The organism is Mucilaginibacter sp. UYNi724, assembly GCF_054057495.1.
Genome location: NZ_JBSRZI010000001.1, coordinates 148036 through 173039 on the forward strand (window position 1 = coordinate 148036; position 25004 = coordinate 173039).

General features: G+C 43.5%; 21 protein-coding genes. 13 read left to right on the forward strand and 8 right to left on the reverse strand.

Going from position 1 to position 25004, the window contains the following annotated elements; translation table 11 throughout:
* Positions 1-20 precede the first annotated feature (20 nt).
* From ACVW0P_RS00715 to ACVW0P_RS00725, 3 genes are all read right to left on the reverse strand, one after another.
* Positions 21-647, reverse strand: coding sequence for a 1-acyl-sn-glycerol-3-phosphate acyltransferase (locus tag ACVW0P_RS00715; RefSeq protein ID WP_457130371.1), 627 nt, complete (start codon positions 645-647; stop codon positions 21-23).
* On the reverse strand, positions 644-1462 hold the full coding sequence (locus ACVW0P_RS00720; RefSeq protein ID WP_457130372.1) for an alpha/beta fold hydrolase: 819 nt from the start codon (positions 1460-1462) through the stop codon (positions 644-646). Before ACVW0P_RS00720 ends, ACVW0P_RS00715 begins: the two co-directional genes overlap by 4 nt.
* A 117-nt stretch (positions 1463-1579) precedes the next feature.
* Positions 1580-2794: a 3-deoxy-D-manno-octulosonic acid transferase gene (locus tag ACVW0P_RS00725; protein ID WP_457130373.1), complete on the reverse strand. Its 1215-nt coding sequence runs from the start codon at positions 2792-2794 to the stop codon at positions 1580-1582.
* Positions 2795-2858: 64 nt separating this feature from the next.
* Between ACVW0P_RS00725 and ACVW0P_RS00730 the strand changes: the two genes are divergently transcribed.
* The 5 genes from ACVW0P_RS00730 (at position 2859) to ACVW0P_RS00750 (ending at position 8049) form a co-directional block, all read left to right on the forward strand.
* The gene (locus tag ACVW0P_RS00730) at positions 2859-4169 is read left to right on the forward strand and encodes a UDP-glucose dehydrogenase family protein (RefSeq protein ID WP_457130374.1); all 1311 of its coding nucleotides are present in this window, start codon (positions 2859-2861) and stop codon (positions 4167-4169) included.
* Positions 4169-5155, forward strand: a complete 987-nt coding sequence (locus ACVW0P_RS00735) for a UDP-glucuronic acid decarboxylase family protein (protein WP_354428258.1) — start codon at positions 4169-4171, stop codon at positions 5153-5155. Before ACVW0P_RS00730 ends, ACVW0P_RS00735 begins: the two co-directional genes overlap by 1 nt.
* Before the next feature lie 71 nt (positions 5156-5226).
* Complete coding sequence (gene galE, locus ACVW0P_RS00740; RefSeq protein ID WP_457130375.1) at positions 5227-6246, forward strand: UDP-glucose 4-epimerase GalE; 1020 nt, start codon at positions 5227-5229, stop codon at positions 6244-6246.
* A 10-nt stretch (positions 6247-6256) separates the two neighbouring features.
* Positions 6257-7309 (forward strand): dTDP-glucose 4,6-dehydratase, encoded by a 1053-nt coding sequence (gene rfbB / locus ACVW0P_RS00745; RefSeq protein ID WP_457130376.1) that lies wholly within the window; start codon positions 6257-6259, stop codon positions 7307-7309.
* A 2-nt stretch (positions 7310-7311) separates the two neighbouring features.
* Positions 7312-8049 carry a tyrosine-protein phosphatase gene (locus ACVW0P_RS00750; RefSeq protein WP_457130377.1) on the forward strand — a complete coding sequence of 246 codons (738 nt, stop codon included), beginning with the start codon at positions 7312-7314 and terminating at the stop codon, positions 8047-8049.
* A gap of 120 nt (positions 8050-8169) precedes the next feature.
* On the opposite strand, the gene ACVW0P_RS00755 is transcribed toward ACVW0P_RS00750, so the two are convergent.
* Positions 8170-9408, reverse strand: coding sequence for an ABC transporter permease (locus ACVW0P_RS00755; protein WP_457130378.1), 1239 nt, complete (start codon positions 9406-9408; stop codon positions 8170-8172).
* Positions 9409-9539: 131 nt separating this feature from the next.
* On the opposite strand from ACVW0P_RS00755, the gene ACVW0P_RS00760 reads away from it, so the two are divergent.
* The gene (locus ACVW0P_RS00760; protein WP_457130379.1) at positions 9540-10322 is read left to right on the forward strand and encodes a peroxiredoxin family protein; all 783 of its coding nucleotides are present in this window, start codon (positions 9540-9542) and stop codon (positions 10320-10322) included.
* A gap of 61 nt (positions 10323-10383) precedes the next feature.
* Here ACVW0P_RS00760 and ACVW0P_RS00765 read toward each other — a convergent pair whose 3' ends face one another.
* Positions 10384-10737 carry a HesB/IscA family protein gene (locus tag ACVW0P_RS00765; protein WP_457130380.1) on the reverse strand — a complete coding sequence of 118 codons (354 nt, stop codon included), beginning with the start codon at positions 10735-10737 and terminating at the stop codon, positions 10384-10386.
* Positions 10738-10828: 91 nt separating this feature from the next.
* Here ACVW0P_RS00765 and ACVW0P_RS00770 point away from each other — a divergent pair, with 91 nt between their 5' ends.
* The 4 genes from ACVW0P_RS00770 (at position 10829) to ACVW0P_RS00785 (ending at position 15803) form a co-directional block, all read left to right on the forward strand.
* Positions 10829-11359: a DUF7935 family protein gene (locus tag ACVW0P_RS00770; protein ID WP_457130381.1), complete on the forward strand. Its 531-nt coding sequence runs from the start codon at positions 10829-10831 to the stop codon at positions 11357-11359.
* 6 nt (positions 11360-11365) lie between these two features.
* On the forward strand, positions 11366-12913 hold the full coding sequence (locus tag ACVW0P_RS00775) for an acyl-CoA mutase large subunit family protein (protein WP_457130382.1): 1548 nt from the start codon (positions 11366-11368) through the stop codon (positions 12911-12913).
* Positions 12914-13222: 309 nt separating this feature from the next.
* A complete protein-coding gene (gene dnaA, locus ACVW0P_RS00780) occupies positions 13223-14647 on the forward strand; it encodes a chromosomal replication initiator protein DnaA (protein WP_354428241.1) in 1425 nt (474 codons plus the stop codon).
* 295 nt (positions 14648-14942) lie between these two features.
* Positions 14943-15803, forward strand: coding sequence for a DUF4349 domain-containing protein (locus ACVW0P_RS00785; protein ID WP_457130383.1), 861 nt, complete (start codon positions 14943-14945; stop codon positions 15801-15803).
* 69 nt (positions 15804-15872) lie between these two features.
* Here ACVW0P_RS00785 and ettA read toward each other — a convergent pair whose 3' ends face one another.
* Positions 15873-17555, reverse strand: a complete 1683-nt coding sequence (ettA, locus tag ACVW0P_RS00790; RefSeq protein WP_457130384.1) for an energy-dependent translational throttle protein EttA — start codon at positions 17553-17555, stop codon at positions 15873-15875.
* A 126-nt stretch (positions 17556-17681) separates the two neighbouring features.
* Here ettA and ACVW0P_RS00795 point away from each other — a divergent pair, with 126 nt between their 5' ends.
* From ACVW0P_RS00795 to ACVW0P_RS00805, 3 genes are all read left to right on the forward strand, one after another.
* Positions 17682-18554 (forward strand): FkbM family methyltransferase, encoded by an 873-nt coding sequence (locus ACVW0P_RS00795; RefSeq protein WP_457130385.1) that lies wholly within the window; start codon positions 17682-17684, stop codon positions 18552-18554.
* 453 nt (positions 18555-19007) lie between these two features.
* Entirely contained in the window at positions 19008-21539 is a 2532-nt protein-coding gene (locus ACVW0P_RS00800; RefSeq protein WP_457130386.1) for an ATP-dependent Clp protease ATP-binding subunit, read from the forward strand.
* A gap of 246 nt (positions 21540-21785) precedes the next feature.
* Positions 21786-22196, forward strand: a complete 411-nt coding sequence (locus ACVW0P_RS00805) for a hypothetical protein (protein WP_457130387.1) — start codon at positions 21786-21788, stop codon at positions 22194-22196.
* 108 nt (positions 22197-22304) lie between these two features.
* Here the strand turns inward: ACVW0P_RS00805 and ACVW0P_RS00810 are convergent, their stop codons facing one another.
* Both ACVW0P_RS00810 and recN read right to left on the reverse strand, forming a co-directional pair.
* Positions 22305-23117 (reverse strand): enoyl-ACP reductase FabI, encoded by an 813-nt coding sequence (locus tag ACVW0P_RS00810; protein WP_457130388.1) that lies wholly within the window; start codon positions 23115-23117, stop codon positions 22305-22307.
* Between the two features lie 102 nt (positions 23118-23219).
* Positions 23220-24875 (reverse strand): DNA repair protein RecN, encoded by a 1656-nt coding sequence (recN, locus tag ACVW0P_RS00815; protein WP_457130389.1) that lies wholly within the window; start codon positions 24873-24875, stop codon positions 23220-23222.
* Positions 24876-25004 lie beyond the last annotated feature (129 nt).

A 25004-nucleotide genomic window follows, 5' to 3' on the forward strand; every position in this document is an offset into this window, starting at 1 on the left:
TGAAATTTCGGATTTATAGATTAATGCTCCACATCTATCTGCGCTTTCAGGGCTTGGTGATGAAAGGCGTTAATTTTTTCTACCAGCTCATCAAAGGGCACTTCGCCTGCTACGCCGCAATCAAACAGGTGGAAAAATACAGACGGTTTAAGGCTTTCAAAATAATCTATCAGCGCGCAGTTATACACGATCTGGCAGGGGCCTTTTATATTTTTAATGAGGCGTTCGATGCCTTTTTCTACCTTAATTTCGTTGGTATGGTTGGATATCAATTCGCCCTGCGGAAATACCACCACCAGGTTCTCGGGATCATTGAGCAAACCGGCAGCGTATTGCAAGGATTTAACCATTTCACGCGATGATCTGTTTATCGAAAATCCGCCGAACAGGTTCAGCAGCATACGCTTTTTCAGGTGGTCTTCCTGCATCATAACATACGATTTACGAAACAGGTGCCAATACGCCAGGTAGTTGGCCAAAAAACCATCCCACCAACCAAAATGGTTACATAGCAACAAGATAGAATGCCCTGGTTTTATAACAACTTTATTTGCAACCACCAGCCGGTTAAAAGCTTTGCGCATACGGTAACGCATATACATGGCAAACCAGTTGCTAAAAAGTTTTACGCGGCGGGCAGGTATCATTGCGGTAAATTTAATAAATACTCATCCAATTGTTTGGTAACCAGCCAATGCCCCATATTTACCTCGTGCACTTCGGCATTTGGCAGCAGATCAATAAACGGTTTTGCAGCCTTCATCGGGAACAAATTATCGTGCTTGCCAAATATCAGCCTGCATTTAATATTGTGCCGATTGATGAGCGCTGCTATTTTATGGGTATCGGGCTTTAACAAACGGATAAGGTTTAGGGTATAATAAACATCCTGCCGTTTTTGTTCGGTATCAATTTCATTGTAGGCAATGTGATACAGGCTCTCGTCAATAAACTTTACTTTTTTAAGATTTTTGAGCAGTGTTGGTGCAAGCCATTTGCTTTTGGTAACGCGCTTAAACAGGTACTTACCTATTGGCTTAAATGTTAAAAAATTGAAGCCTTTATATACCGATAAGCCGTCGGGCGCCATCAGGATAATTTCATCAATCAGGTCGGCATATTCTTCAACCAATATCAGGGCTACATTAGCACCGATGGAATACCCCATTACTGAAAACCGCTGCATTCCATACAGTTTAAACCACTCTTCCATATAAGCCTTTACCATTGGCTTGGGCATACCTTCAATTATTTGCTGCTCTGTCCAATCGCCCAGTTTGCTTTCGCCATGAAAAAAGTGGTCGAAACCGTAAACGTGGTAATCTTTAAGGATGGATTTTTCGAGCACATGGAACTGCCTGCCCGTCATTCCATACCCGTGAAACGCCAACAGTGGTTTGCTGCCGCTGCCGTATTCATGAAAGTGTGCCTTACCTAAGCCGGGGATGTCCAAAAAGCCCATAGCGGCAATATTAAGAATTACTCTCTTAATATGCGTGTCATTTTCTAACGATAGAGAAATCTTATAAAAGCGTTGAGCAGACTTGCATGGTGTAGAAGATTTCTCGTTTATACTCTTTTAGTGCCTCTCCTTTATATACGCCCTTATTGCTTCGGTTGCACCCACATTTTGCGCTACGTAATTTTTCGCGATTACAGCAGCAGCATAGCGGGCGGTTTCGTCGTTCATTAACAAACTTGTAATGGCGTTTAATTCGTCCTGACTATTAATAGCAAACCCTGCCTTAAGTTCCACCAGATCTTTAGCTTCTTTAAACTTATCGTATTTCGGGCCAAATATTACGGGCATACCAAAAGCAGCGGCTTCCAGTGTATTGTGGATGCCCGCGCCAAAGCCCCCGCCTATGTAAGCTATATCCGCATATTGATAAAGCGAGGAGAGCATGCCAATGTTGTCGATGATGAGTGTAGTGTAAGGTACGGATTGCGGCGGTAATTGTGAAAACCTTACGGTTGTTTCTTTTGGCAGCAAGCTCATCAATCCGGTTATCTTATCCTCGCCTATCTCGTGTGGGGCAATAATGAATTTCCAGTCGGGGTGTCGGGCAATCAGCTCTGGTAACAATTTTTCATCCTGCGGCCACGTGCTGCCTGCTATGAATAGCTTTTGTCCGTTTTTAAATTCAGCAATAAATTTTAATGATTTTGGCTGCCCTGCGTTTGCCCATACCCTGTCAAACCGGGTATCGCCGTTAATGGTTACGTTGGTGATGCCCGCATCGTGCAATAAATGTTTCGAGGGTATATCCTGTACAAAAAACCAGGTTACCATTTTTAGCATTTTGCGGTGCAGGCCGCCATACCATTTAAAGAACACCTGCCCGGGCCTGAAGATGCCCGATACCATGTATAAAGGCACATGCTGCTTATGCAATTCGTTAAAAAAGTGGTACCAATATTCGTACTTGGTAAATATGGCCATTACGGGCTTAATCGCATCCACAAACTGCTGGGCATTGCCTGCCGTATCAAGAGGCAAATAATACACAGCATCGGCCAACGGGGTATTCTTACGTGCCTCGTATCCCGATGGCGAAAAAAAAGTTATTACAATTTTGTACAGTGGGTAGTCGTTTTTAACAGCCTCTAAAACCGGCCTTCCCTGTTCAAACTCGCCTAATGAGGCAAAATGGAACCAAATGCTGGATTCTAACTGTTGTACCTGCTGATCTTTGCGGCCGTTTATCCACAACCTGGCTTTATTTTTATAAAGTGAAACCATATACACAAGTGTGTAGTATAAGTTGATGCCGATGTTGTACAGTACAAGCATTTTTTAATTTGTATTCCTATCTTCGTTCGGCATAAAAGTAATAACATTAATAACAAAAGTATTTATGAAAATAGCTGTTGTTGGAACAGGTTATGTGGGCCTGGTAACAGGCACATGTTTAGCAGAAACCGGTAATGAGGTAACCTGTGTTGATATTAACGAACAAAAGGTTAAAATGATGCAGGAAGGTCAACTTCCAATATACGAGCCGGGCCTGGAGTTACTTTTTCACCGTAACATCAGCCAAAAAAGGTTATTATTCACCAATAACCTGGCCGAGGCAATTGCCGATGCGCAGATCATTTTCCTGGCGTTGCCCACCCCTCCGGGTGGCGACGGCTCTGCCGACCTTAGCTACGTTTTGGGCGCAGCTAAAGACATTGCAAAGTTAGTTACCGACTATAAAGTTATAGTAACAAAAAGCACCGTGCCGGTCGGTACTGCCGATAAAGTTAAAGCGGTAATGAACGAAAACACCAGCGTAGAATTTGCGGTAGTATCAAACCCCGAGTTTTTACGCGAAGGTGTAGCTGTAGAAGATTTTATGAAACCCGACCGTGTGGTTGTTGGTACTACTGACGAACGCGCACGCAAATTAATGGCGGAGCTTTACGCACCATACGTACGCCAGGGCAACCCGGTGATATTTATGGACGAGCGCTCGTCCGAATTAACAAAATATGCCGCCAACTCTTTCCTGGCTACCAAAATATCATTCATGAATGAGGTTGCCAACCTTTGCGAACTGGTTGGTGCCGATGTTGATATGGTGCGCCGTGGTATTGGTGCCGATAATCGTATTGGTAACCGCTTCCTGTTCTCGGGTATTGGCTATGGCGGCAGCTGTTTCCCTAAAGATGTACAGGCTTTGGCAAAATCGGCCGAAGAGAACAAATACGACTTTAAGATCCTTAACTCGGTAATGGAAGTTAACGAGATCCAGAAAAAGGTACTTGTTCAAAAACTGAAAAAATATTACAACGGCGACCTTAAAGGCAAAAAATTTGCCATGTGGGGCCTTGCCTTTAAACCGGAAACGGATGATATCCGCGAAGCACCTGCTTTATACATTATTGATGAGCTTTTGAAAGAAGGGGCAACCCTCAGCGTGTTCGACCCTGAAGGGATGAAAAATGTTAAAGCATTGGTGGGCGATAAGATCACCTACGGTACTGATGCCTACGAAATTTTAGATGATGCTGATGCCTTACTTATTGTTACTGAATGGTCGGCTTTCCGCAATCCTAATTTTGATCAAATAACTAATCGCTTAAAAAACAAGGTTATATTTGATGGGCGTAACCTTTACGACCTGCAAAAAATGGTTGACCTTGGTTTTTATTACAACAGTATAGGCAGAAAAATAATTAGCTAATGGAAGAACGTAAAAGAATATTAATAACCGGCGCAGCCGGTTTTTTAGGCTCGCACCTGTGCGATAGGTTTATTAAGGAAGATTACCATGTTATTGGTATGGATAACCTGATAACCGGCGACCTGCGCAACATCGAACATTTGTTTAAACTGGAGAATTTTGAGTTTTACAACCACGATGTATCCACATTTGTACATGTATCCGGCGAGCTTAACTATATCCTGCATTTTGCTTCGCCGGCAAGCCCTATAGATTATTTGAAGATCCCGATCCAAACATTAAAGGTAGGGTCATTAGGTACACATAACCTGTTAGGTTTGGCACGCAGCAAAGGCGCAAGGATGCTTATTGCTTCAACATCTGAAGTGTACGGCGACCCTAACGTAAACCCGCAACCAGAAGAGTACTGGGGTAATGTAAACCCCGTAGGCCCACGCGGGGTTTATGACGAAGCTAAGCGTTTCCAGGAAGCTATTACCATGGCATACCACACTTTCCATGGTTTAGAAACCAGGATCATCCGCATCTTTAATACTTACGGCCCGCGTATGCGCCTTAACGACGGACGCGTTTTGCCTGCCTTTATTGGCCAGGCCCTGCGCGGCGAACCATTAACCATGTTTGGCGATGGCTCACAAACCCGTTCGTTTTGTTATGTTGATGACCTTGTAGAAGGTATATACCGCCTGCTGCACAGCGATTACGCACAACCGATGAACATTGGTAACCCCGATGAAATTACCATCCGCGAATTTGGAGAAGAGATCATTAAACTTACCGGTACTGATCAGCAAATGATAAGCCTGCCCCTACCTACCGATGACCCTAAACAGCGCCGCCCGGATATTACAAAGGCACGTGCAATTTTGGGATGGGAGCCGAAAGTATCGCGCAGCGAAGGTTTAAAAATAACTTACGAATACTTTAAATCGCTGCCTGAGAAAGAAATACTGCATAAAGATTTCAAGTACTTCAATAAACAATAGTATTTTCGGCATTTCATAGGGCGCGTACTGCAAGGTATGCGCCTATCCTTAAATCTATTAAAAATATCCCTATGAAAATTTTAGTAACGGGCGGCTTAGGTTTTATTGGCACCCACACCGTTGTTGAGTTAGTTAACGCAGGTTACGACCCGATCATCATCGACGACCTATCAAATTCCAATATAAAAATGCTTGACCAACTGGCCCGCATTATTGGATACAAACCCGCCTTTTACGAATTTAATTTGTGTGACGAAGCCGCTGTAAAAGATTTTGCAGCAAAACAACCCGATGTTGCAGGCATCATCCACTTTGCTGCTTCAAAAGCGGTTGGCGAATCGGTAGAAAACCCGTTGAAATATTATTACAATAATTTCTTTTCGCTTATAAACCTGCTTAAGGCATACGATGGTAAAACCTTAAATTTCGTATTCTCATCAAGCTGTACAGTTTATGGCCAGCCGGATGTTTTACCGGTAACCGAAGACGCGCCGGTTAAACCGGCCGAATCTCCCTACGGTAACACCAAGCAAATAGCTGAAGAGATTTTAAAAGATATGGTTGCTGCCGGCACTAACTATAAAGTAATTGCCTTACGTTATTTTAACCCCGTTGGCGCTCATGATAGCGCTTTAATTGGCGAATTGCCAAACGGCGTTCCGCAAAACCTTGTCCCTTTCATCACCCAAACGGCCATTGGCAAACGCGAAAAAATTACTGTTTTTGGCGACAAATATGATACTCCTGATGGCAGTTGCATTCGCGATTACATCCACGTAGTTGATTTGGCTAAGGCTCACGTTGCCGCGTTAAAGTTAATGGAGAAAGAAACTTTTACCGGTTACGATGTATTTAACATTGGTACAGGTAATGGCTCAACGGTTTTAGAAGTGGTACACGCTTTTGAAGATGCTACGGGCGTAAAACTAAACTACCAGATAGGTGCCCCCCGTGGTGGCGATATTGAAAAGGTTTGGGGCAACGTTACCAAATCTACCGAAAAACTGAACTGGACGGCAGAACTTGACCTAAGCACCATGATGTCATCAGCATGGGCTTGGGAAAAATACATTGCCGAGAATCCGTTATAAAAAATAGTCCATGAAAAAGATAATTATTACAGGCGGTGCCGGGTTCATTGGGTCGCATGTGGTGCGCCGTTTTGTAACCAATTACCCCGATTATACCATTATCAACCTGGATAAGCTTACTTATGCAGGTAACCTGGCCAACCTTAAAGATATTGAGGACAAACCCAACTACCGCTTTATAAAAGGCGATATTGTTGACCTTGAGTTTATTAACAATCTGTTTGAAACGGAACAGCCGGACGCGGTGATCCACCTTGCGGCAGAGTCGCACGTAGACCGTTCTATCACCAACCCGCTGGAGTTTGTGATGACCAATGTTGTGGGTACGGTAAATTTATTAAACGCCGCTAAAAACCTTTGGAAAGGCCAGTACGATAAAAAGCGTTTCTACCATGTATCAACCGATGAGGTTTACGGTACCCTGGGCGATACGGATATGTTTACCGAAGAAACCGCTTACGACCCGCATTCGCCGTATTCGGCATCAAAAGCGAGTTCAGACCATTTTGTTCGTGCTTATTATGACACTTATGGCCTGGGCACAGTAATATCAAATTGTTCAAACAACTACGGCTCGTACCACTTCCCCGAGAAGCTTATACCCCTTGCCATTAATAACATCAAGCAGAACAAAGCTGTGCCTGTTTACGGCAAGGGCGAAAACGTGCGCGACTGGCTTTGGGTGGAAGACCATGCAAGGGCAATTGATGTGATATTTCATAAAGCAGCTATAGGTACCACCTATAATATTGGCGGCCATAACGAGTGGAAAAACATTGACCTTATTAAATTGTTGTGTGCTATACTGGATAAAAAACTGGGGCGTAACGAAGGTGACTCGGCAAAACTGATAACCTATGTAACAGACCGCGCCGGGCACGATCTAAGATACGCGATAGATGCCACCAAGCTTAAAAACGAATTGGGCTGGGAACCATCTATTACCTTTGAAGAAGGCCTGGAAAAAACGGTGGAATGGTACCTTGCAAACGAGCAATGGTTAAATGATGTTACCAGCGGCCACTACCAGGATTATTATAACGGCCAGTACACTAATCGCTAAAAATGTTCGGATTATTCAAGAAGAAAGAAGTTGCAAGAACTGCAAATTTAGACTACAGCAGCATTATAACAGATATGCACTCGCACGTGCTACCCGGTATTGACGATGGGGCACAAAACGTGGAAGAATCTATCTTCCTGATAAAAAAAATGATGTCGCTGGGGATCAAAAAAATAATTGCCACCCCGCACGTTATGATAGATTACTATCGCAACGATGAAACCACCATTGGCAACGCGCTGGCTTTATTAAAGGCAGAGCTAACAGCACAAAATATCGACATTGATATAGCAGCAGCAGCCGAGCATTACTTTGATGAGACTTTCGAAAAACGTATTGATGATGGCAAAGTTTTCACCATGGGCGATAACTTTGTATTGTTTGAGCTTTCGTTCGTCAATCAACCGCCAAACGTCATATCAATTATTCAAAAAATGAAAGATAAAGGCTATAAGCCCATTCTTGCACACCCGGAGAGGTACGGCTACATGGATATTGAGCAAATGAAAACCATCCGTAGCTGGGGGTGCGATTTGCAACTAAACACCATATCATTGGCAGGTTATTATGGTAAACATAGCAAGAAGATAGCCGAACAAATGATAGATAACGAAATGGTTGATTTTATCTCGAGCGATATGCACCACCCCCGCCATGCCACAGCTTTTGAGAATGTGCTTAGCCTGCCTTACCTCGAAAAAATACTTGTTGATTATCCGCTGAAAAATATAATGCTGTAGGGAAAAGACAGCACGAATCAAGAAACAGGATCGAACAATGGAAAATAAAAGGGCTTAGATAATTTATCTAGCCCTTTTATTTTTTCTTGATTCCTGACGCTAAAATTCTTGCCTCTGTTACTACTCGTACCTCAACGCCTCTACCGGGTCAAGTTTGGATGCTTTTTTGGCGGGGTAAAAACCGGATAACAGGCCTATTAAAGTACACAATATAAGTGCCGAGAACAGCCAGAACCATGGCACTACAAAGGTGCCGCTAATTTGTACGGCTATAAGATTGCCTATAGCCATCCCTAGTATAATGCCCATAACGCCGCCAATGAGGCAAATTACAATAGCCTCTATCAAAAACTGTTTGCGTATTACGGATGGTGTGGCACCAATGGCTTTACGTAAACCAATTTCGCGGGTACGTTCTGTTACCGATACCAGCATAATGTTCATTAACCCTATGGCCGCGCCAATAAGGGTAATAGCACCAATAGCAAAACCTGCCACAGTTATACCCGCCAGCTGGCCTGATAATTCCTGCTGAATAGAATCACTTCGTGATATTTCAAAATTTTCGGGCTGGCCTATGTGGATGCCGCGGATGTTGCGCATCAGTGATGTAGCCTCGCCAATGTTGGCGTCAAGCACATCGGGGCTATTCACGTTTACCGTTACACCAAAAGATGGTTTTGAGGTAGCCGCAATTTGCCTGGCCTTTTGCACCGGGATGATACAAAATTTATCGCCTCCAAAACTGTTGCTACCTTTTGGCGCAACAACACCTATAACCCGGAATTTGCTGCTGCCTAATAATATCGATTTATTTATCGGGTCCTCGCCTTTAAAAAGTTTAAGCCTTAACTCATCGCCAATAATAACTACGTTAGCCCCGTGCTCTAACTCTGATGCCGAAAAGTTACGGCCAAGTGCCAGTTTGTGGCCCTTAATAGCCAGGTAATTATCATTACTACCGGTAACAGATATATTAGGGTTGGTTTTTATGCTGTTGTATTTGGCGATGGCCGTGCCGGTAACACTAATGTCTATACTGATACGAGCGGGTAACTTGTAAAGCTTGGCGAAACGCTCGGCTTGGTCATAGTTAATGGCAGGATATATTTTACGGTGACCACCGTTACCAAAATTGATACCGCTGCCCCGGTTTTGTATCGTGAATGAGTTGGCACCCAAGCCTGCAAAGGCATCATTAGTATATTGCTTTACCCCTTCGATAGCTGTTAAAATACCCACAAGAGCCATTATGCCGATAGCAATAATTAACGCGGTAAGCGATGTACGCAACCTGTTGCCACTAATGGATTGCAACGCAATGGCTATATTTTCTTTGTAGGTGGTTTTTACCGGCATGCCTTAAATATAAAAAAACTCGGCAGTATGACTATGAGATATGACGGTTTGTTACAGGCAAACTGTTAATTTTATTTGCAGCATTTGCATCTTAAAAAAACAAAACTTAATTTCATAGAAACAATCTACCTATGCCGCGTCTGCTAACAACACTGTTGATTTTATTTGCCTGCTTTGCGGCTAATGCCCAACAAAAGGCGCCGCATAACATCCTTACGGATGAAAACCTCCACCTAAAAGACTCTACCGGGCGCATGCTGGAGTATAAGGAGTGGAAGCCACTCATCCAATCCGGCGATTATTCCATCCACAGCAGATATACTGTTAAAGATACAACCCACATGCTGCACCGTTTAACAGCTGAAGAAAAACGGCATATTATAGAGAGAACGGGCGGCCAGTTCGCACTCGGAACAGCCCCAGCATTAAGCCCGGCGCAACAATCATCGGTAAACTTAGGCCAGCAGCCCCGCGCGGCAGATGCATTCCCGATAGGTTATAAACTAAACATGCTTACCACTCGCGACATGGACGGCAAAAAAGTTGATAATAAAATGGCCGAAGGTAAAATTGTGGTGCTAAATTTCTGGTTTATTGGCTGCCCGCCCTGCAAGGCAGAGATCCCTGAGCTAAACAAATTAATGGCCGAAAACGCATCCGACCCGAACGTTATATTTATAGCGGTTGGCCTTGATGATGCCGGCGAGATCAAAGAATTTACAAAACAACACCCTTTTGATTACCGCCAGGTTGCCGATGCCCGCCGTTTTTGCGATGCGTATGGCATCACCCTGTATCCCACAAATGTGATCATCGATAAGAAAGGCGTTATTCAATACAGCGCGGTAGGTTTCGGCGGCAATTATATCGATTGGATGAGGAAGACTATCGAGGTTATCAAAAACGACAAATAACCCCACAAAAAAGGCCTCCGTTAAATAACGAAGGCCTTTTTCAATATTTTATAGCAGATGGTTATACCGAAAACGAAGTACCGCAACCGCAGGTGCTTGCCGCATTAGGGTTATTAAAAGTAAAGCCACGGGCATTTAATCCATCCTGAAAATCTATCATCATACCGGCAAGGTATAAACCGTGCGCTTTATGCATGTAAGTTTTAATACCATCAATCAAAAACTCCTGATCGCCGTCTTTCTTTTGGTCGAAACCTAAAACGTAACTCATGCCGGAGCAGCCGCCGCCTTCAACGCCAATGCGCAGGCCAAAATCATCGTTTAGTTCTTGCTGGTCTCTTAATTTAAAAAGTTCTTTAACGGCACCTTCTGAGAAAGTTACCGGGGCAGTTAGGGTATCAACAATCGCGCTCATCTTATTTTTTATTAACTACACAAATATAAGGTAAAATGCGGATTTTTGCACCAACCGATTTATTTATGACCTCCGCATAACATTATAAAAAATGCAACTATACAGTTTACTATTAGATATTTTAAAATACACCGTTGCCGGCATTGGTGTTGTATATATAGCCTTTTACCTGTTTAAACCCTACCTGGATAAAACATCAAACCTGCAGGTGCTGGAGTTTAAAAAAGCCATGACAACCCAAACCCTGCCCCTGCGTTTGCAAGCTTACGAGCGTCTAGTTTTATTTGCCGACAGGATAAACCCCTCGAACATGCTTATCCGCCTGAACGGGAACGGCTATAGCGCCGCCGAACTGCACAGCATTATATTAAACGAAGTTCGTACCGAATATCAGCATAACGTTACCCAGCAAATTTATGTGAGCCCGCAAGCCTGGGCAGTTATTCGCCGCGTAAAAGACGATACCTTAAACCTGGTGACCAACGCCGTAAAAGGCCTGCCCGAAAATGCCACCGGGTTAGACCTGGGCAAAGTTGTACTAACGCACCTGAGCAAACTGGAAGATAGCCCTTACGATATCGCGATAGATATGATCAGGAAAGACCTTGAACATTTATTTTAACTGCAAATGGCCGATAAAAAATTCACCACCATTTCGGGCATCGAGTTAAAAGAGGTTTACACAGAGCCATCGGGCATGACGGAGTTGCCGGGGCAGTTCCCTTACACCCGGGGCATCCAGAAAGATATGTACCGCGGCAAACCGTGGACCATGCGCCAGTACGCAGGTTTTTCTACCGCCGAAGAAAGCAACAAGCGTTACCATTACTTATTAAGCCAGGGCACCATGGGCCTTTCGGTAGCGTTTGACCTGCCGACCCAGATAGGTTATGACAGCGACCACGACCTTGCCGATGGCGAAGTAGGCAAAGTGGGCGTAGCGATAGATTCCTTAAAGGATATCGAAATATTGTTCGATGGGATCCAATTAAAGGATATTACCACCAGCATGACCATCAATGCCACGGCGGGCATCCTGCTTGCCATGTACATCGCGTTAGCAAAAAAACAAGGGGCCGATCTTAAGCAGATCTCGGGCACTATACAAAACGACATATTAAAGGAGTACGCGGCAAGGGGCACTTATATTTACCCGCCCACTCCATCCATGCGCCTGATCACCGATATTTTTGAGTATTGCAGTAAAGAAGTGCCCAAGTGGAATACCATATCTATCTCGGGCTACCACATCCGCGAGGCAGGCTCAACCGCCGTGCAGGAACTGGCCTTTACTTTGGCCAATGGCAAAACCTATTTAAAGGCTGCTTTAGAAAAAGGGCTGGATATAAATGTATTTGCCAAGCGCCTTTCGTTCTTCTTTAATTGCCACAATAACTTTTTTGAAGAGATTGCAAAGTTCCGTGCGGCGCGCCGCATGTGGGCGCATATCACCAAAGAACTTGGCGCCACAGACCCGGGGGCGCAGAAACTTCGCTTCCATACCCAAACGGGTGGCTCTACGCTAACCGCGCAGCAGCCTATGAACAACATAGTGCGCGTAAGCATGCAGGCACTGGCGGCGGTGCTGGGTGGCACGCAGTCGTTGCATACCAATGGGTACGACGAGGCATTATCCTTACCAACCGAGGCTGCAGCTAAGATCGCCTTGCGTACCCAACAGATCATTGCTTTTGAAAGTGGCGTTACCGATACGGTTGACCCGCTGGCAGGTTCGTACTTTATAGAAGCATTGACCGATGAACTGGAAGCCGCCGCGCAATTATATATAGATAAGATAGACGCGATGGGCGGATCGGTAAAAGCCATTGAGCAGGATTACATTCAGCAGGAGATAGCAGCCGCAGCCTACCAGTACCAAAACGATATAGAAAGCGGCGACCAAACACTGGTTGGTGTAAACAAATTTACCCAAGCCGAAGAAGTAAATCCTCCGGTGTTTAGGGTTGACGATTCCATCCGCAGGCAACAAATGGATAAACTTATTCGTTTAAAAGAGCAGCGGAATAATGAAGAAGTTGAAAAAGCATTGCAGAATTTAGCAGTTGCAGCCCGCGGAACAGACAACCTGATGCCCTATATTTTAATCGCCGTTGAGTGCTATGCAACCCTCGGCGAGATAGCCGATACCCTGCGAGAAATATTTGGAGAATATTGATAATTTTTGTCATGCTAATTAAGAAATTCCTGAAACTATCTATCGGGATTTAATCCACATTTTTAGCAGTAACGATGTTTAAACTTTTAAAACCTCATTTCTGCGAAACTGACGCATAAAACGGGTTTATGCATGCGAAATATAATGTTAATAACTTTAATATTTGCAACAAAAGGGCGTAATTTTTATAAATATATTTCTTAAAATTTATTTTTTTATCCGCTTTTTTTTAGAATATTCGATGTTCAGAAACGGCTGAAAATTTGGCTTGCTCGGGGACTGTAAATCAGGATATTACTTAATACTTATATGGAAAAAACTTGTACTAACGTTTGGAATAGCTGCCTTCAGATAATAAAAGACAACATACCGGCACAAAGCTTTAAAACTTGGTTTGAACCAATAAAAGCTTTGCGTATGGAAGGTAGCGTTTTGACGATACAGGTACCAAGTTTATTCTTTTATGAGTGGCTGGAAGAGCATTACGTAGGCTTGCTGCGCAAAACAATAAAGAAACAATTAGGCGACGAAGGCCGCTTAGAGTATAACATTGTTGTAGAGCAATCATCAAGCAAACCGTACACTACCAACATGCCCTCGAATGGAAATGGTGCTGAATCAAAAAATCAGTCTATGCCAATACCAATTTCGATAAATAAAGACATTAAGAACCCGTTTGTAATACCGGGCCTTAAAAAGCTGAATGTAGACCCGCAGCTAAACCGCAACTACACCTTCGAGAATTTTGTTGAGGGCGACTGCAACCGTTTAGCGCGTTCTGCAGGTTATGCTGTTGCTGCCAAACCTGGCGGCACATCATTTAACCCGTTGATGATATATGGTGGCGTTGGCCTTGGTAAAACCCACCTTGCCCAAGCTATTGGTAACGAAATTAAACGTACCCTGCCAGATAAGCTTGTACTTTACGTAAGCTGTGAGAAATTTACCCAGCAATTTGTTGATGCCCTAAAGCACAATAACATAAACGATTTTGTGAACTTTTACCAAGCCATTGATGTATTGATCATGGATGATGTGCACAACTTTGCAGGTAAAGAAAAAACACAGGATTTCTTCTTCCATATTTTTAACCACCTGCACCAAAGTGGCAAACAACTGATCATCACATCAGATAAAGCTCCAAAGGACCTTGCCGGTTTAGAAGAACGTTTGCTATCCCGTTTCAAATGGGGCCTTTCTGCAGATCTTCAGATACCTGATCTGGAAACCCGGATGGCTATCCTTAAAAACAAAACTTATCAGGATGGCATCGAGTTATCTAACGATGTGATTGAGTACGTTGCCCATAACATTGATAATAACGTACGTGAACTGGAAGGCGCCATGGTATCATTATTGGCCCAAAGTACCTTAAACCGTAAAGAGATAGACCTGAACCTGGCTAAGCAAATGCTTAAGAATTTTGTAAAAAATTCTGCCAAGGAAATTTCGATGGAATATATCCAGAGCCTGGTGTGCGAGTACTTTGAAGTACCTATCGAAATGGTAAAATCACAAACCCGCAAACGCGAGATTGTGCAGGCCCGCCAGATCTCTATGTATCTTGCAAAGGCACACACCAAAAGCTCATTAAAATCTATCGGCAGCTTCTTTGGCGGCCGCGACCACTCTACCGTTATCTACGCCTGCCAAACGGTTGAAGATTTGATAGATACCGATAAAAAATTTAAAGGCTACGTAGCCGATATTCAAAAGAAACTAAAAATGTCGTAATAGCGACTTGTTAGATTTACGAAGGCCCTGCAGAGATGCGGGGCTTTTTGTTTTTTTAATCTATTTTATTCAACTATGCCATCGCGAGAAGCTTAGCAACGTGGCAATCTCAGCATATCCGATTTTCCTCTTAGACTACCGCGCTATCGCTGCAAAACGACATAGTTTGTTTTTTTTGTTTCATACCTCTCTTTCTCCCCTCCCTCTCTTTGTAACATTCTGGTTATTAATATTTAAGAGGGTTACTATTGTTTGATGATCGGTATAAATACTAAATCAACTAAATCAAACAATTATGAAAACTAAGATCTTTATCGCGATAATGGCTGTGGCCTTATTTGCAGCCTGTAAAGGCCGGGATGGTGGCTACGAAGTTGTAAACAATGGCAACAGCAGCGCAGACACAGCAAGCACCTCTGCTGATACCATGGCAACTACTAAACTCGTAAAAACCGCCGACATGAGTTTTAAGGTTAAAAATGTGCAGCAAACAGGCGACTCCATCTCGCGTGTCATAGCCAAACTAAATGGCATGGTAGTGCATCACCAAATGGCTTCGTCTGTTGAACGGAGCGAAGACATCAGGTTGAGCAGCGATTCGGTTATGCGGGTATCGGCATTTAACACCACCGCCGATATGACGGTGAAGATCCCGTCAGAAAAACTCGAAGATTTTATGAGCCACATCAGCCACATGGGGATCTACGTTACCTCGCGCAAGATGGATATCGAGGATAAATCGCTTGATTATCTATCAGCGAAACTTAAACTAAAGAACCGCCGCGAAATGGTGGCCCAGCAAAAAAACGGCAAAATAAAGATCAAAAACCCCGAAGCCGTGCTTTGGCTAAAAGATGATATGATTGATGGCCAGATCAATAACCAGCGGATAGACGAGGCGGTAAATTATAGCGTAGTAAGCCTAAACTTTTATCAAAGCAATACTATTTATAAGGAGCGTATCGCCAATGACGATCCGTCGGCTTACAAAATGCCTTTTGGTAACCGTCTGTTGATGGCTTTAAGCAATGGATGGTATCTGTTTGTTGAACTGATACTTGGCCTCGCAAATCTTTGGGTGTTACTACTTGCAGGAGCCGGGCTATGGATAGTTTTTAAAACATACAAAAAGAAATATCCTGCGTTAAAGGTGTAAATAACGAAAGCCCGGCTGCTTACACAACCGGGCTTTCTTATCTCTTGATTCTAACTTCTTGGCTCTAACCTACACCGTCAGCTTTTTATATTTCAAACGTTTTGGGGTTACATCGCCTACACGTTTTTTGTAGTTCTCTTCGTAATCGCTGTAGTTACCTTCAAAGAAGTACACTTGCGAATTACCTTCGAACGCCAGGATGTGGGTACAAACCCTATCAAGGAACCACCTGTCGTGACTGATGATAACGGCACAGCCCCCAAAATTTTCAAGTGCTTCTTCTAAAGCACGTAAAGTATTTACGTCAATATCATTGGTCGGCTCATCCAGCAATAACACGTTCGACCCTTTTTTAAGCGTGATAGCCAGGTGGACACGGTTACGCTCACCACCGGATAGTACGCCAACCTTCTTCTGCTGATCGGCACCGTTAAAGTTGAATTTGGATACGTAAGCACGCGAGTTAAGCGGGCGATTACCAACCATAATATTATCAAGGCCATCGGTAACGTTTTCCCAAACAGATTTGTTAGGGTCAAGGTCATCGTGCATCTGGTCGACATAACCCAGGGCAACCGTATCTCCTACACGGAAAGTACCTGCATCCGGCTGATCCTGCCCGGTTATTAAACGGAACAACGTGGTTTTACCCGCACCGTTGGGTCCAATGATGCCCACAATACCCGCAGGCGGTAACGAGAAGTTAAGGTTCTCGAACAATACTTTATCGCCATAAGCCTTAGTTACGCCATTTGCTTCGATAACGATGTTACCCAAACGCGGGCCCGGCGGGATAAACAGCTCCAGCTTTTCTTCCCTTTCTTTGGTTTCCTCGCTGGCCAGTTTCTCGTAGTTTGATAAACGTGCTTTACCTTTTGCCTGGCGGCCTTTAGCCCCCATACGCACCCATTCCAGTTCGCGCTCCAAAATTTTCTGGCGTTTGCTCTCTCCTTTTTCTTCTTGTGCTAAACGTTTCGATTTTTGATCCAGCCATGACGAGTAATTACCTTTCCAGGGCAAACCTTCGCCGCGGTCAAGCTCCAGGATCCAGCCCGCAACGTTATCCAGGAAATACCTGTCGTGCGTTACGGCAATAACGGTTCCTTTATATTGTTTAAGGTGCTGCTCCAGCCAGTCGATAGATTCTGCATCCAAGTGGTTGGTAGGCTCATCCAGCAATAAAACATCCGGCTCCTGTAAAAGCAGGCGGCATAATGCTACGCGGCGGCGCTCACCACCCGATAGAACCGAAATTTTGGTATCCGGCTCAGGGCAGCGCAGGGCATCCATGGCGCGCTCCAGTTTGGTATCAAGCTCCCAGGCATTTTCAGCATCTATCTGATCCTGCAATTCGCCCTGGCGGGCCATTAACTTGTCCATTTTATCGGCATCGCCGTAATATTCTTCTAAGCCGAACTTTTCGTTGATGTCTTCGTATTCTTTTAAAAGCGCAGTAGTGGCAGCAACGCCTTCCTCTACAATTTCCTTTACGGTTTTGTCGGGGTCAAGCTCGGGCTCCTGGCTCAGGTAGCCAACAGTATAGCCCGGCGAAAACACTACTTCGCCAATATTTGTCTTATCTATCCCTGCAATAATTTTCAACAACGATGATTTCCCCGATCCGTTTAATCCGATAACGCCGATTTTAGCGCCATAGAAAAACGATAGGTAGATATTTTTTAACACGTTTTTTTGCGGCGGGTAAACTTTGCTTACCCCTGCCATTGAAAATATGATCTTTTCGTCAGCCATTGTTGGTTATAATTTTAGAGGAAGCAAATATCACCTAAAAACATAAATAATACTACGGGAAGTGATTTTTTTGCATTGCCAATATTCTTTTAATTAAAGAGTAGGTATAAAGTTCTATTTTGCGCTATGCAAAGGACAATACAGTTTGTATTAAACCATCCATTTACAAAGGGACACCGTATTACTGCACTGGCAAGCTTTTTTAAATGGCAATTATTATCGCGTTTACGCAAACAACCTGTTGTTTATCAATTTACCAAAAACAGTAAGTTATGGGTTTGGAAAGGCCTAACCGGCGCAACAGGCAATATTTACTGTGGCCTGCACGAGTTTGAAGATATGGCCTTTTTGCTGCACCTGTTAAGGCCCGATGATTTATTTATAGATATTGGCGCAAACATCGGCAGCTACACCATGCTGGCCTCTGCCGAAGCGGGGGCAAATACTATTGCTATAGAACCAATCCCGCAAACGTTTGGATATCTCACACAAAATATTGCGCTGAATAACATCGGCAACAAAGCAACGGCATTAAATATAGGCCTTGGTAAAGAGAAAGGCGTGCTAAAATTCACCAAAACATACGATACCGCTAACCATGTAGCAACAGATGCCGATACCGATGTTATTAAAGTAAATGTTGATACACTCGATAACATCCTTAATGGAAAAACACCTGTATTATTAAAAATTGATGTTGAAGGCTTTGAAAGCGAAGTTTTAAATGGTGCTGCAAATACCTTAAAATCAATTGGTTTAAAAGCGATTATTATTGAATTAAACGGCGCCGGTAGTAACTTTGGCTTTGATGAAGAAACGATACATCAGCGATTGCTTACACATGGCTTTAAAGTAGTTGCCTACCTCCCATTTAAAAGGGAGTTAGTTAATGCCAACCGTAAAACCGAGCACAACACCCTATACATACGGGACGAGGCTTTTATTAAAACACGGTTAAAAACTGCCAGCAAAATTTATGTGCAAGGCAGGCCCCTATAATCAAAAGAGCGTTATTAACAGGCTGTGCTTAATTTTCACCACAAATTCATCTTATAATTTGTATCTTTCAATGTAAATCGCTTGGTTTGTTAAAAGTGCATTTATACTGGCAACCCTTTCTACAGTGTATGCCGTATTGTCATAAACAATGACTAATTGCCCTGCTTTATCAGGGTAATTATTTATAATTCGATTTGGGTTAAACTATTTGATGGCGGGCTTATCAAATAGTTAGGGTTTAACCGTTTAATATTAGTAATCAGGCGTTTTGTGGGTTTTACAGGCAAAATTGCAATTCTTTAAATTTTATTTGGCCAGGGGTTATATCATCAAACTGTCTGTTTACGATAAAGCAAAAAAGTTGGCAATATTGTTGATAAATGTTACAACAATCGTCTTGACAGATAAAAACAAATTTATAGATTAGGACGATCAATAATCAGAAAGGTATATATGGAAGCTAAATTTTCGCCACGGGTTAAGGATGTGATACAGTACAGCAGGGAAGAGGCGTTGCGCCTTGGGCATGATTATATTGGTACTGAGCACCTTTTGCTTGGCCTTATTCGCGATGGCGATGGGGTGGCAATAAAACTATTAAAGGGGCTAACCGTTGATACCGCTAAATTACGCCGCGCCGTTGAAGATGCTGTTAAAGGTACAATTGGCACTAATGTACATATTGGCAGTATCCCGTTAACCAAACAGGCCGAAAAGGTTTTGAAGATAACTTACCTCGAAGCTAAAATTTTTAAAAGTGATGTGATAGGCACCGAGCACTTGCTGCTGTCTATCCTGCGCGACGAGGATAACATAGCTTCGCAGATACTGATGCAGTTTAATGTAAACTACGAGGTATTTAAAAGCGAAGTAGAATCTAACAAAAATGATGTTACAGACGAAATGCCGGGTTCATCAACTGGCGGCGATGACGACTTTAAAGAAGACGACTCTTTCAGCCAGCCTAAAAAAGTTTCTGACATTAAATCAAAAACACCGGTACTTGACAATTTTGGCCGCGATTTAACGAAAGCTGCCGAAGATGGCAAGCTTGACCCTATTGTTGGCCGCGAAAAAGAGATTGAACGTGTATCTCAGATCTTATCGCGCCGGAAAAAGAACAACCCTATCTTGATAGGCGAACCGGGCGTTGGTAAAAGTGCCATTGCCGAAGGCCTTGCCTTGCGCATTGTACAGCGTAAGGTATCGCGTGTATTGTTTAACAAACGCGTGGTTACCTTAGATCTTGCCTCATTAGTGGCAGGTACAAAATACCGCGGCCAGTTTGAGGAGCGTATGAAAGCTGTGATGAATGAATTGGAAAAATCTCCGGATGTGATCCTATTCATAGATGAGATCCACACTATTGTGGGCGCAGGTGGCGCATCTGGCTCGCTTGATGCATCAAATATGTTTAAGCCTGCGTTGGCACGTGGCGAGATCCAGTGCATTGGCGCGACTACCCTTGATGAGTATCGACAATACATCGAAAAGGATGGCGCTTTAGACCGCCGTTTCCAAAAGGTAATGGTAGAACCTGCCACCCCTGCCGAAACTGTAGAGATCCTGAACCGCATTAAAGAGAAATACGAAGAACACCACGGTGTAACTTATACAGACGAAGCTATAAACGCCTGTGTTTCTTTAACTACCCGTTACATTACCGACAGGTTTTTACCTGACAAGGCTATTGATGCCCTGGACGAATCTGGTTCTCGTGTGCACTTGACCAATATCCACGTTCCGCAGGAAATTTTGGATATCGAGCAAAAGATTGAGCAAATAAAACTGGAGAAAAACAAAGTTGTACGCAGCCAGAAATACGAGGAAGCGGCCAAACTACGTGATACCGAGAAACATTTGCTTGAAGAGCTTGAACAGGCTAAAGCCGTTTGGGAGGCCGAAACAAAATCTAAACGTTACACCGTAACCGAAGATAATGTTGCCGAAGTGGTAAGCATGATGACCGGTATCCCGGTACAACGTGTTGGCCAGGCCGATAGCGCTAAGCTATTAGCCATGGGTGATACCATTGCAAGCAAAATTATTGGGCAGGACGAAGCTATTAAAAAGCTTACCCGTGCCATACAACGTACCCGTGCCGGGTTAAAAGACCCTAAAAAGCCTATCGGTTCGTTCATATTCCTGGGCCCTACGGGTGTGGGTAAAACCGAACTTGCCAAAGAGCTTGCACGCTTTATGTTTGATACCGAAGACGCGCTTATACAGATTGATATGAGCGAGTACATGGAGAAATTCGCGGTGTCACGTTTAGTGGGTGCGCCTCCGGGCTACGTAGGTTACGAAGAAGGCGGCCAGCTTACCGAAAAGGTACGCCGTAAACCATACGCCGTTGTTTTGTTAGATGAGATAGAGAAAGCCCACCCGGATGTGTTTAACATCTTACTACAGGTATTGGATGAAGGCCAGTTGACTGATTCGCTAGGCCGCAAGGTTGATTTCAGGAACACCATCATTATCATGACATCTAACATCGGCGCACGCCAGTTGAAAGATTTTGGACAAGGTGTTGGTTTCAGTACCGCCGCTAAAACAACCCAGGCAGATTCGCACTCTCGTGGTGTGATAGAGAACGCTTTGAAACGCGCTTTCGCTCCCGAGTTTTTGAACCGTATCGATGATGTTATCGTGTTTAACTCATTGGGTAAAGACGAGATCTTCAAAATTATCGATATTGAACTTGGTTTCTTATTTGGCCGTGTAAACAGCCTGGGTTACAAGATCGAACTTACTTTGGCTGCCAAAGATTTTATTGCCGAGAAAGGTTACGACTCGCAGTTTGGTGCAAGGCCGCTTAAACGCGCCATACAGAAATACCTGGAAGACCCAATTGCCGAAGAGATCCTGAAAGGTGAACTTACCGAAGGCGATACCCTAATGGTGGACTACGACAAAGAAGCCGACCAGATCAAGGTGATTGACAAAAAGAACGAAGCCAAACCCGAAGAAGAAGAACAAAAATAATCTTCACCGGATAAGGGATAAATTACAGCCCCGCTTGCATTTGCAAGCGGGGCTTTTTTATGGTGAAATTGAATATTAAAGAAGTTTTATAACAAGTAACGCTATGCACGTTATTTATCCATCATATATTTTTAAAAAATTGATTAAACCTTTTTTGTTTTTTTTGTTCTTACATATATAAAGGCATCATAAAAGCGTTATGATTACGGTTATGGCGTTGCCTACGATCAAAAACAAAAATCTCATATGAAAAAATTATTATCTATCCTATGCGTGGCTGTTATTACACTTACGGCTGCATCATGTAAAAAAGAAACTGTTGTACAAGGCGGTAATACTAATCAAACCGTCTATGCAACTAACGTATCTAATTGGCAATTGATCCCTGATGGAGGGGGTTCATATGTTATGGACATTTCTGTGGACAAATTGGACAAAACCTACAGTGAAAATGGTGCCGTTTTGGTTTATATCGCTCAACCGGGAAGTACCGAATGGGAACAAATTCCAAATGTATATGCCGGACGCGCGTATAGCTTTACGCATGACGTAGGTCGTGTTTCTATTTATGCGCAAAATCCATCGGGTACAGGTACACCTGTTAAACCAGGTTCTATAGACGTTAAAATTGTATTGATCGATTCTAATATTGATTAATTACCAAAAAAGCATAACAGAAAAGGCCTCCGGAAATCCGGAGGCCTTTTCTGTTTAAAGTTCTTGTTAGTCTGATCCGCTCGAAGACTAAGCATCATCGTACTAAAATTATTTCCCCATCTGATCTATCACAGCTTGTGTTACCCCCGTGAAGGAGAAACCACCATCATGGAAAAGATTTTGCATAGTAACCATCTTAGTTAGGTCAGAGAACATACTCACGCAGTAATCTGCACATTGATTTGCATCAGCATTTCCTAACGGACTCATTTTTTCTGCAAAGTCAATAAAGCCATCAAAACCCTTTACGCCGCTACCTGCTGTAGTACGGGTAGGCGATTGAGAAATGGTATTAACACGCACATTTTTTTTAACTCCGTATTCGTAGCCAAAATTGCGCGCAATACTTTCAAGTAATGCTTTATTATCGGCCATATCATTATATCCCGGGAAATAACGCTGGCCGGCTATGTAGCTTAAGGCAACAACTGAACCCCATTCGTTGATGGCATCGTGTTTCATGGCTGCCTGTAAAATACGGTGTAGGCTTAAAGCGGATATATCCATACCCTTGTGGGTAAAATCATAATTATTTTCGGGATAGGCTATGTTTTTACGCACATTTACACTCATCCCTATAGAGTGCAATACAAAATCTACACCACCACCAAAATGCTCCATTGTTTTGGTGATCAAGTTGCTGATATCATCGTTACTTGTTACATCCGCGGCTATTACCGGTGCCTTGCATTCTTCGGCAAGCTTATTCAATTCGCCCATGCGTAAAGCTATAGGAGCATTTGATAAAACTATTTCAGCACCTTCTTGCACTGCACGTTGCGCCACTTTCCAAGCGATAGATTGCTCGTTAAGCGCACCAAAAATAATTCCCTTTTTACCTTTTAATAAATTGTAAGCCATTGTTTTTAGTTTTATGAGTGGGGCAAAGTTATGTTTTATTTACGATTTTAGAATTACGATTTTAGATTGGCTTCCCAAATTGTACATCTAAAATCGTACATCTTAAATACTTAAAAGTTCCCTCGCGTTTTGCAACGCGCTTTCGCCGGGGTTATCGCCGCTTAGCATTTTGGCTATCTCTAAAACGCGTTCGGTATCGTTGAGTTTTTTGATGCGGGTTTTGGTTACAGATTCCGAATCGTCCTTGTAAACGAAGTAATGGCTTTTGCCTTTGCCGGCAATTTGCGGCAGGTGGGTTATGGTAATTACCTGCAGGTTTTGCGACAGGCGTTCCATCACCTGGCCTACCTTGTTGGCAACCTCGCCGCTTACACCGGTATCTATCTCATCAAAAATAATGGTTGGCAATGCGGTGTACTCGGCAATGATGGATTTGATGCTCAGCATCAGCCTGCTCAACTCACCACCTGATGCCACCTTGCTCATATCGGCCAAAGCATGGCCTTTATTAGCTGAGAACATAAAGCGAATGGTATCATTACCGTTTTTCGCCAGGTCTTCAAGTGCCGTTTGCTCTATCTGTAACACCGAGTTCGGCATCCCCATTTCGGTTAGGTTAGCCAGTACCTTGTCCTGTATTACCGGGATAGCCTTTTTACGATTGGTGGATAGCTCACTTGCTATGTCCTCCAGTTCCAGTTCGTCGGCAGCAATCTGTTTTTGCAGTTTCTCTACTGCTTCGTCGCCAAATACAGCTTGCTGGATCTTATCCGACAGGTCGTCCTGAATTGCCAGTAGCTCGGCATTGGTGTTAACCCGATGCTTTTTTTGCAGATTAAACAACATGCTCAGTCGCGTGTTTACCTCCTCGGCGCGGGCCTCGTTGGTAAATGTGCGCTGTTCTATATTTTCAAGCTCGGCAGCAATATCCTTCAGTTCTATCAGGGTACTTTTCAAGCGTTCGTGCAGGTCTTCTACTTCCGGGTTATATTGTTCAATAGTACTTAGTTGCTGACCCGCCTCGCGCAGCTGTATGATGGCAGATGTTTCGCCCTCGTGCATTAAGTAATGCGCACCGCTTAGGTTACGTTTTATCTCCTCAGCATTGCTCAGGGTTGCCAGTTCTTTCTCCAGCCCTTCCTGCTCATCGGCGGCAATGGCGGCTTTGTCCAGTTCATCAAATTGAAACTGGTAGTAATCAAGATCGGCCTTCGCTTTATCATTTTGCGTTATAAGGTCATCCAATTGCTTCAACGACTTTTTATACGCGCGGTATTTGGTTTGATAGCCCATAAGCAGTTCATCATGGCGGCATACGCCATCAACCACCAGCAGCTGAAACTCTGGGTTATTTATTTCGTAAGTGGCGTGCTGCGAGTGGATATCTATCAGCCTTTCGCCAAGTTGTTTTAGGGTGGTGAGGTTAACCGGGGTATCGTTCACAAAAGCCCGCGACTTACCATCTGCCGAGATCTCGCGGCGCAATACGGTTTCTCCCTCGTAATCAAGGTCGTTATCTTCAAAAAATGTATTGAGGTGGAAGCCGGCAATTTTAAAAGCGCCTTCTATCACACATTTTTTTTGCTGATTAAAAAAGTAACGGCTCTCGGCACGTTGCCCCAATATCAGCGATAGCGCACCTAAAATGATCGATTTACCCGCGCCGGTTTCTCCTGTAAGGATGTTTAACCCCTCATCAAAGTTGATCTCGAGGTTATCTATCAGCGCGTAATTTTGTATGGTTAGCCTTTGAAGCATAAAAAAAGTATCCCCTTTTTTGAGGATACTAAATTACTAATTTTAATAGGAATTGTGAGTGGTTGATTAAGTGAGTAGTTATAAAACCTTTCATTCAATTAACCGCCCGATAGCTATCGGGACACAACG

What these genes read in the sequence shown, in the direction of transcription:
- ettA (WP_457130384.1), bottom strand. Translation starts at nt 17,555, where the DNA reads ATGGCTGACGAAAAGATCATATTTTCAATGGCAGGGGTAAGCAAAGTT.
- ACVW0P_RS00785 (WP_457130383.1), top strand. Translation starts at nt 14,943, where the DNA reads ATGAAAACTAAGATCTTTATCGCGATAATGGCTGTGGCCTTATTTGCA.
- rfbB (WP_457130376.1), top strand. Translation starts at nt 6,257, where the DNA reads ATGAAAAAGATAATTATTACAGGCGGTGCCGGGTTCATTGGGTCGCAT.
- ACVW0P_RS00805 (WP_457130387.1), top strand. Translation starts at nt 21,786, where the DNA reads ATGAAAAAATTATTATCTATCCTATGCGTGGCTGTTATTACACTTACG.
- ACVW0P_RS00725 (WP_457130373.1), bottom strand. Translation starts at nt 2,794, where the DNA reads ATGCTTGTACTGTACAACATCGGCATCAACTTATACTACACACTTGTG.
- ACVW0P_RS00755 (WP_457130378.1), bottom strand. Translation starts at nt 9,408, where the DNA reads ATGCCGGTAAAAACCACCTACAAAGAAAATATAGCCATTGCGTTGCAA.
- ACVW0P_RS00750 (WP_457130377.1), top strand. Translation starts at nt 7,312, where the DNA reads ATGTTCGGATTATTCAAGAAGAAAGAAGTTGCAAGAACTGCAAATTTA.
- recN (WP_457130389.1), bottom strand. Translation starts at nt 24,875, where the DNA reads ATGCTTCAAAGGCTAACCATACAAAATTACGCGCTGATAGATAACCTC.
- ACVW0P_RS00765 (WP_457130380.1), bottom strand. Translation starts at nt 10,737, where the DNA reads ATGAGCGCGATTGTTGATACCCTAACTGCCCCGGTAACTTTCTCAGAA.
- galE (WP_457130375.1), top strand. Translation starts at nt 5,227, where the DNA reads ATGAAAATTTTAGTAACGGGCGGCTTAGGTTTTATTGGCACCCACACC.
- ACVW0P_RS00775 (WP_457130382.1), top strand. Translation starts at nt 11,366, where the DNA reads ATGGCCGATAAAAAATTCACCACCATTTCGGGCATCGAGTTAAAAGAG.
- ACVW0P_RS00760 (WP_457130379.1), top strand. Translation starts at nt 9,540, where the DNA reads ATGCCGCGTCTGCTAACAACACTGTTGATTTTATTTGCCTGCTTTGCG.
- ACVW0P_RS00800 (WP_457130386.1), top strand. Translation starts at nt 19,008, where the DNA reads ATGGAAGCTAAATTTTCGCCACGGGTTAAGGATGTGATACAGTACAGC.
- dnaA (WP_354428241.1), top strand. Translation starts at nt 13,223, where the DNA reads ATGGAAAAAACTTGTACTAACGTTTGGAATAGCTGCCTTCAGATAATA.
- ACVW0P_RS00810 (WP_457130388.1), bottom strand. Translation starts at nt 23,117, where the DNA reads ATGGCTTACAATTTATTAAAAGGTAAAAAGGGAATTATTTTTGGTGCG.
- ACVW0P_RS00795 (WP_457130385.1), top strand. Translation starts at nt 17,682, where the DNA reads ATGCAAAGGACAATACAGTTTGTATTAAACCATCCATTTACAAAGGGA.
- ACVW0P_RS00770 (WP_457130381.1), top strand. Translation starts at nt 10,829, where the DNA reads ATGCAACTATACAGTTTACTATTAGATATTTTAAAATACACCGTTGCC.
- ACVW0P_RS00715 (WP_457130371.1), bottom strand. Translation starts at nt 647, where the DNA reads ATGATACCTGCCCGCCGCGTAAAACTTTTTAGCAACTGGTTTGCCATG.
- ACVW0P_RS00720 (WP_457130372.1), bottom strand. Translation starts at nt 1,462, where the DNA reads ATGGGCTTTTTGGACATCCCCGGCTTAGGTAAGGCACACTTTCATGAA.
- ACVW0P_RS00730 (WP_457130374.1), top strand. Translation starts at nt 2,859, where the DNA reads ATGAAAATAGCTGTTGTTGGAACAGGTTATGTGGGCCTGGTAACAGGC.
- ACVW0P_RS00735 (WP_354428258.1), top strand. Translation starts at nt 4,169, where the DNA reads ATGGAAGAACGTAAAAGAATATTAATAACCGGCGCAGCCGGTTTTTTA.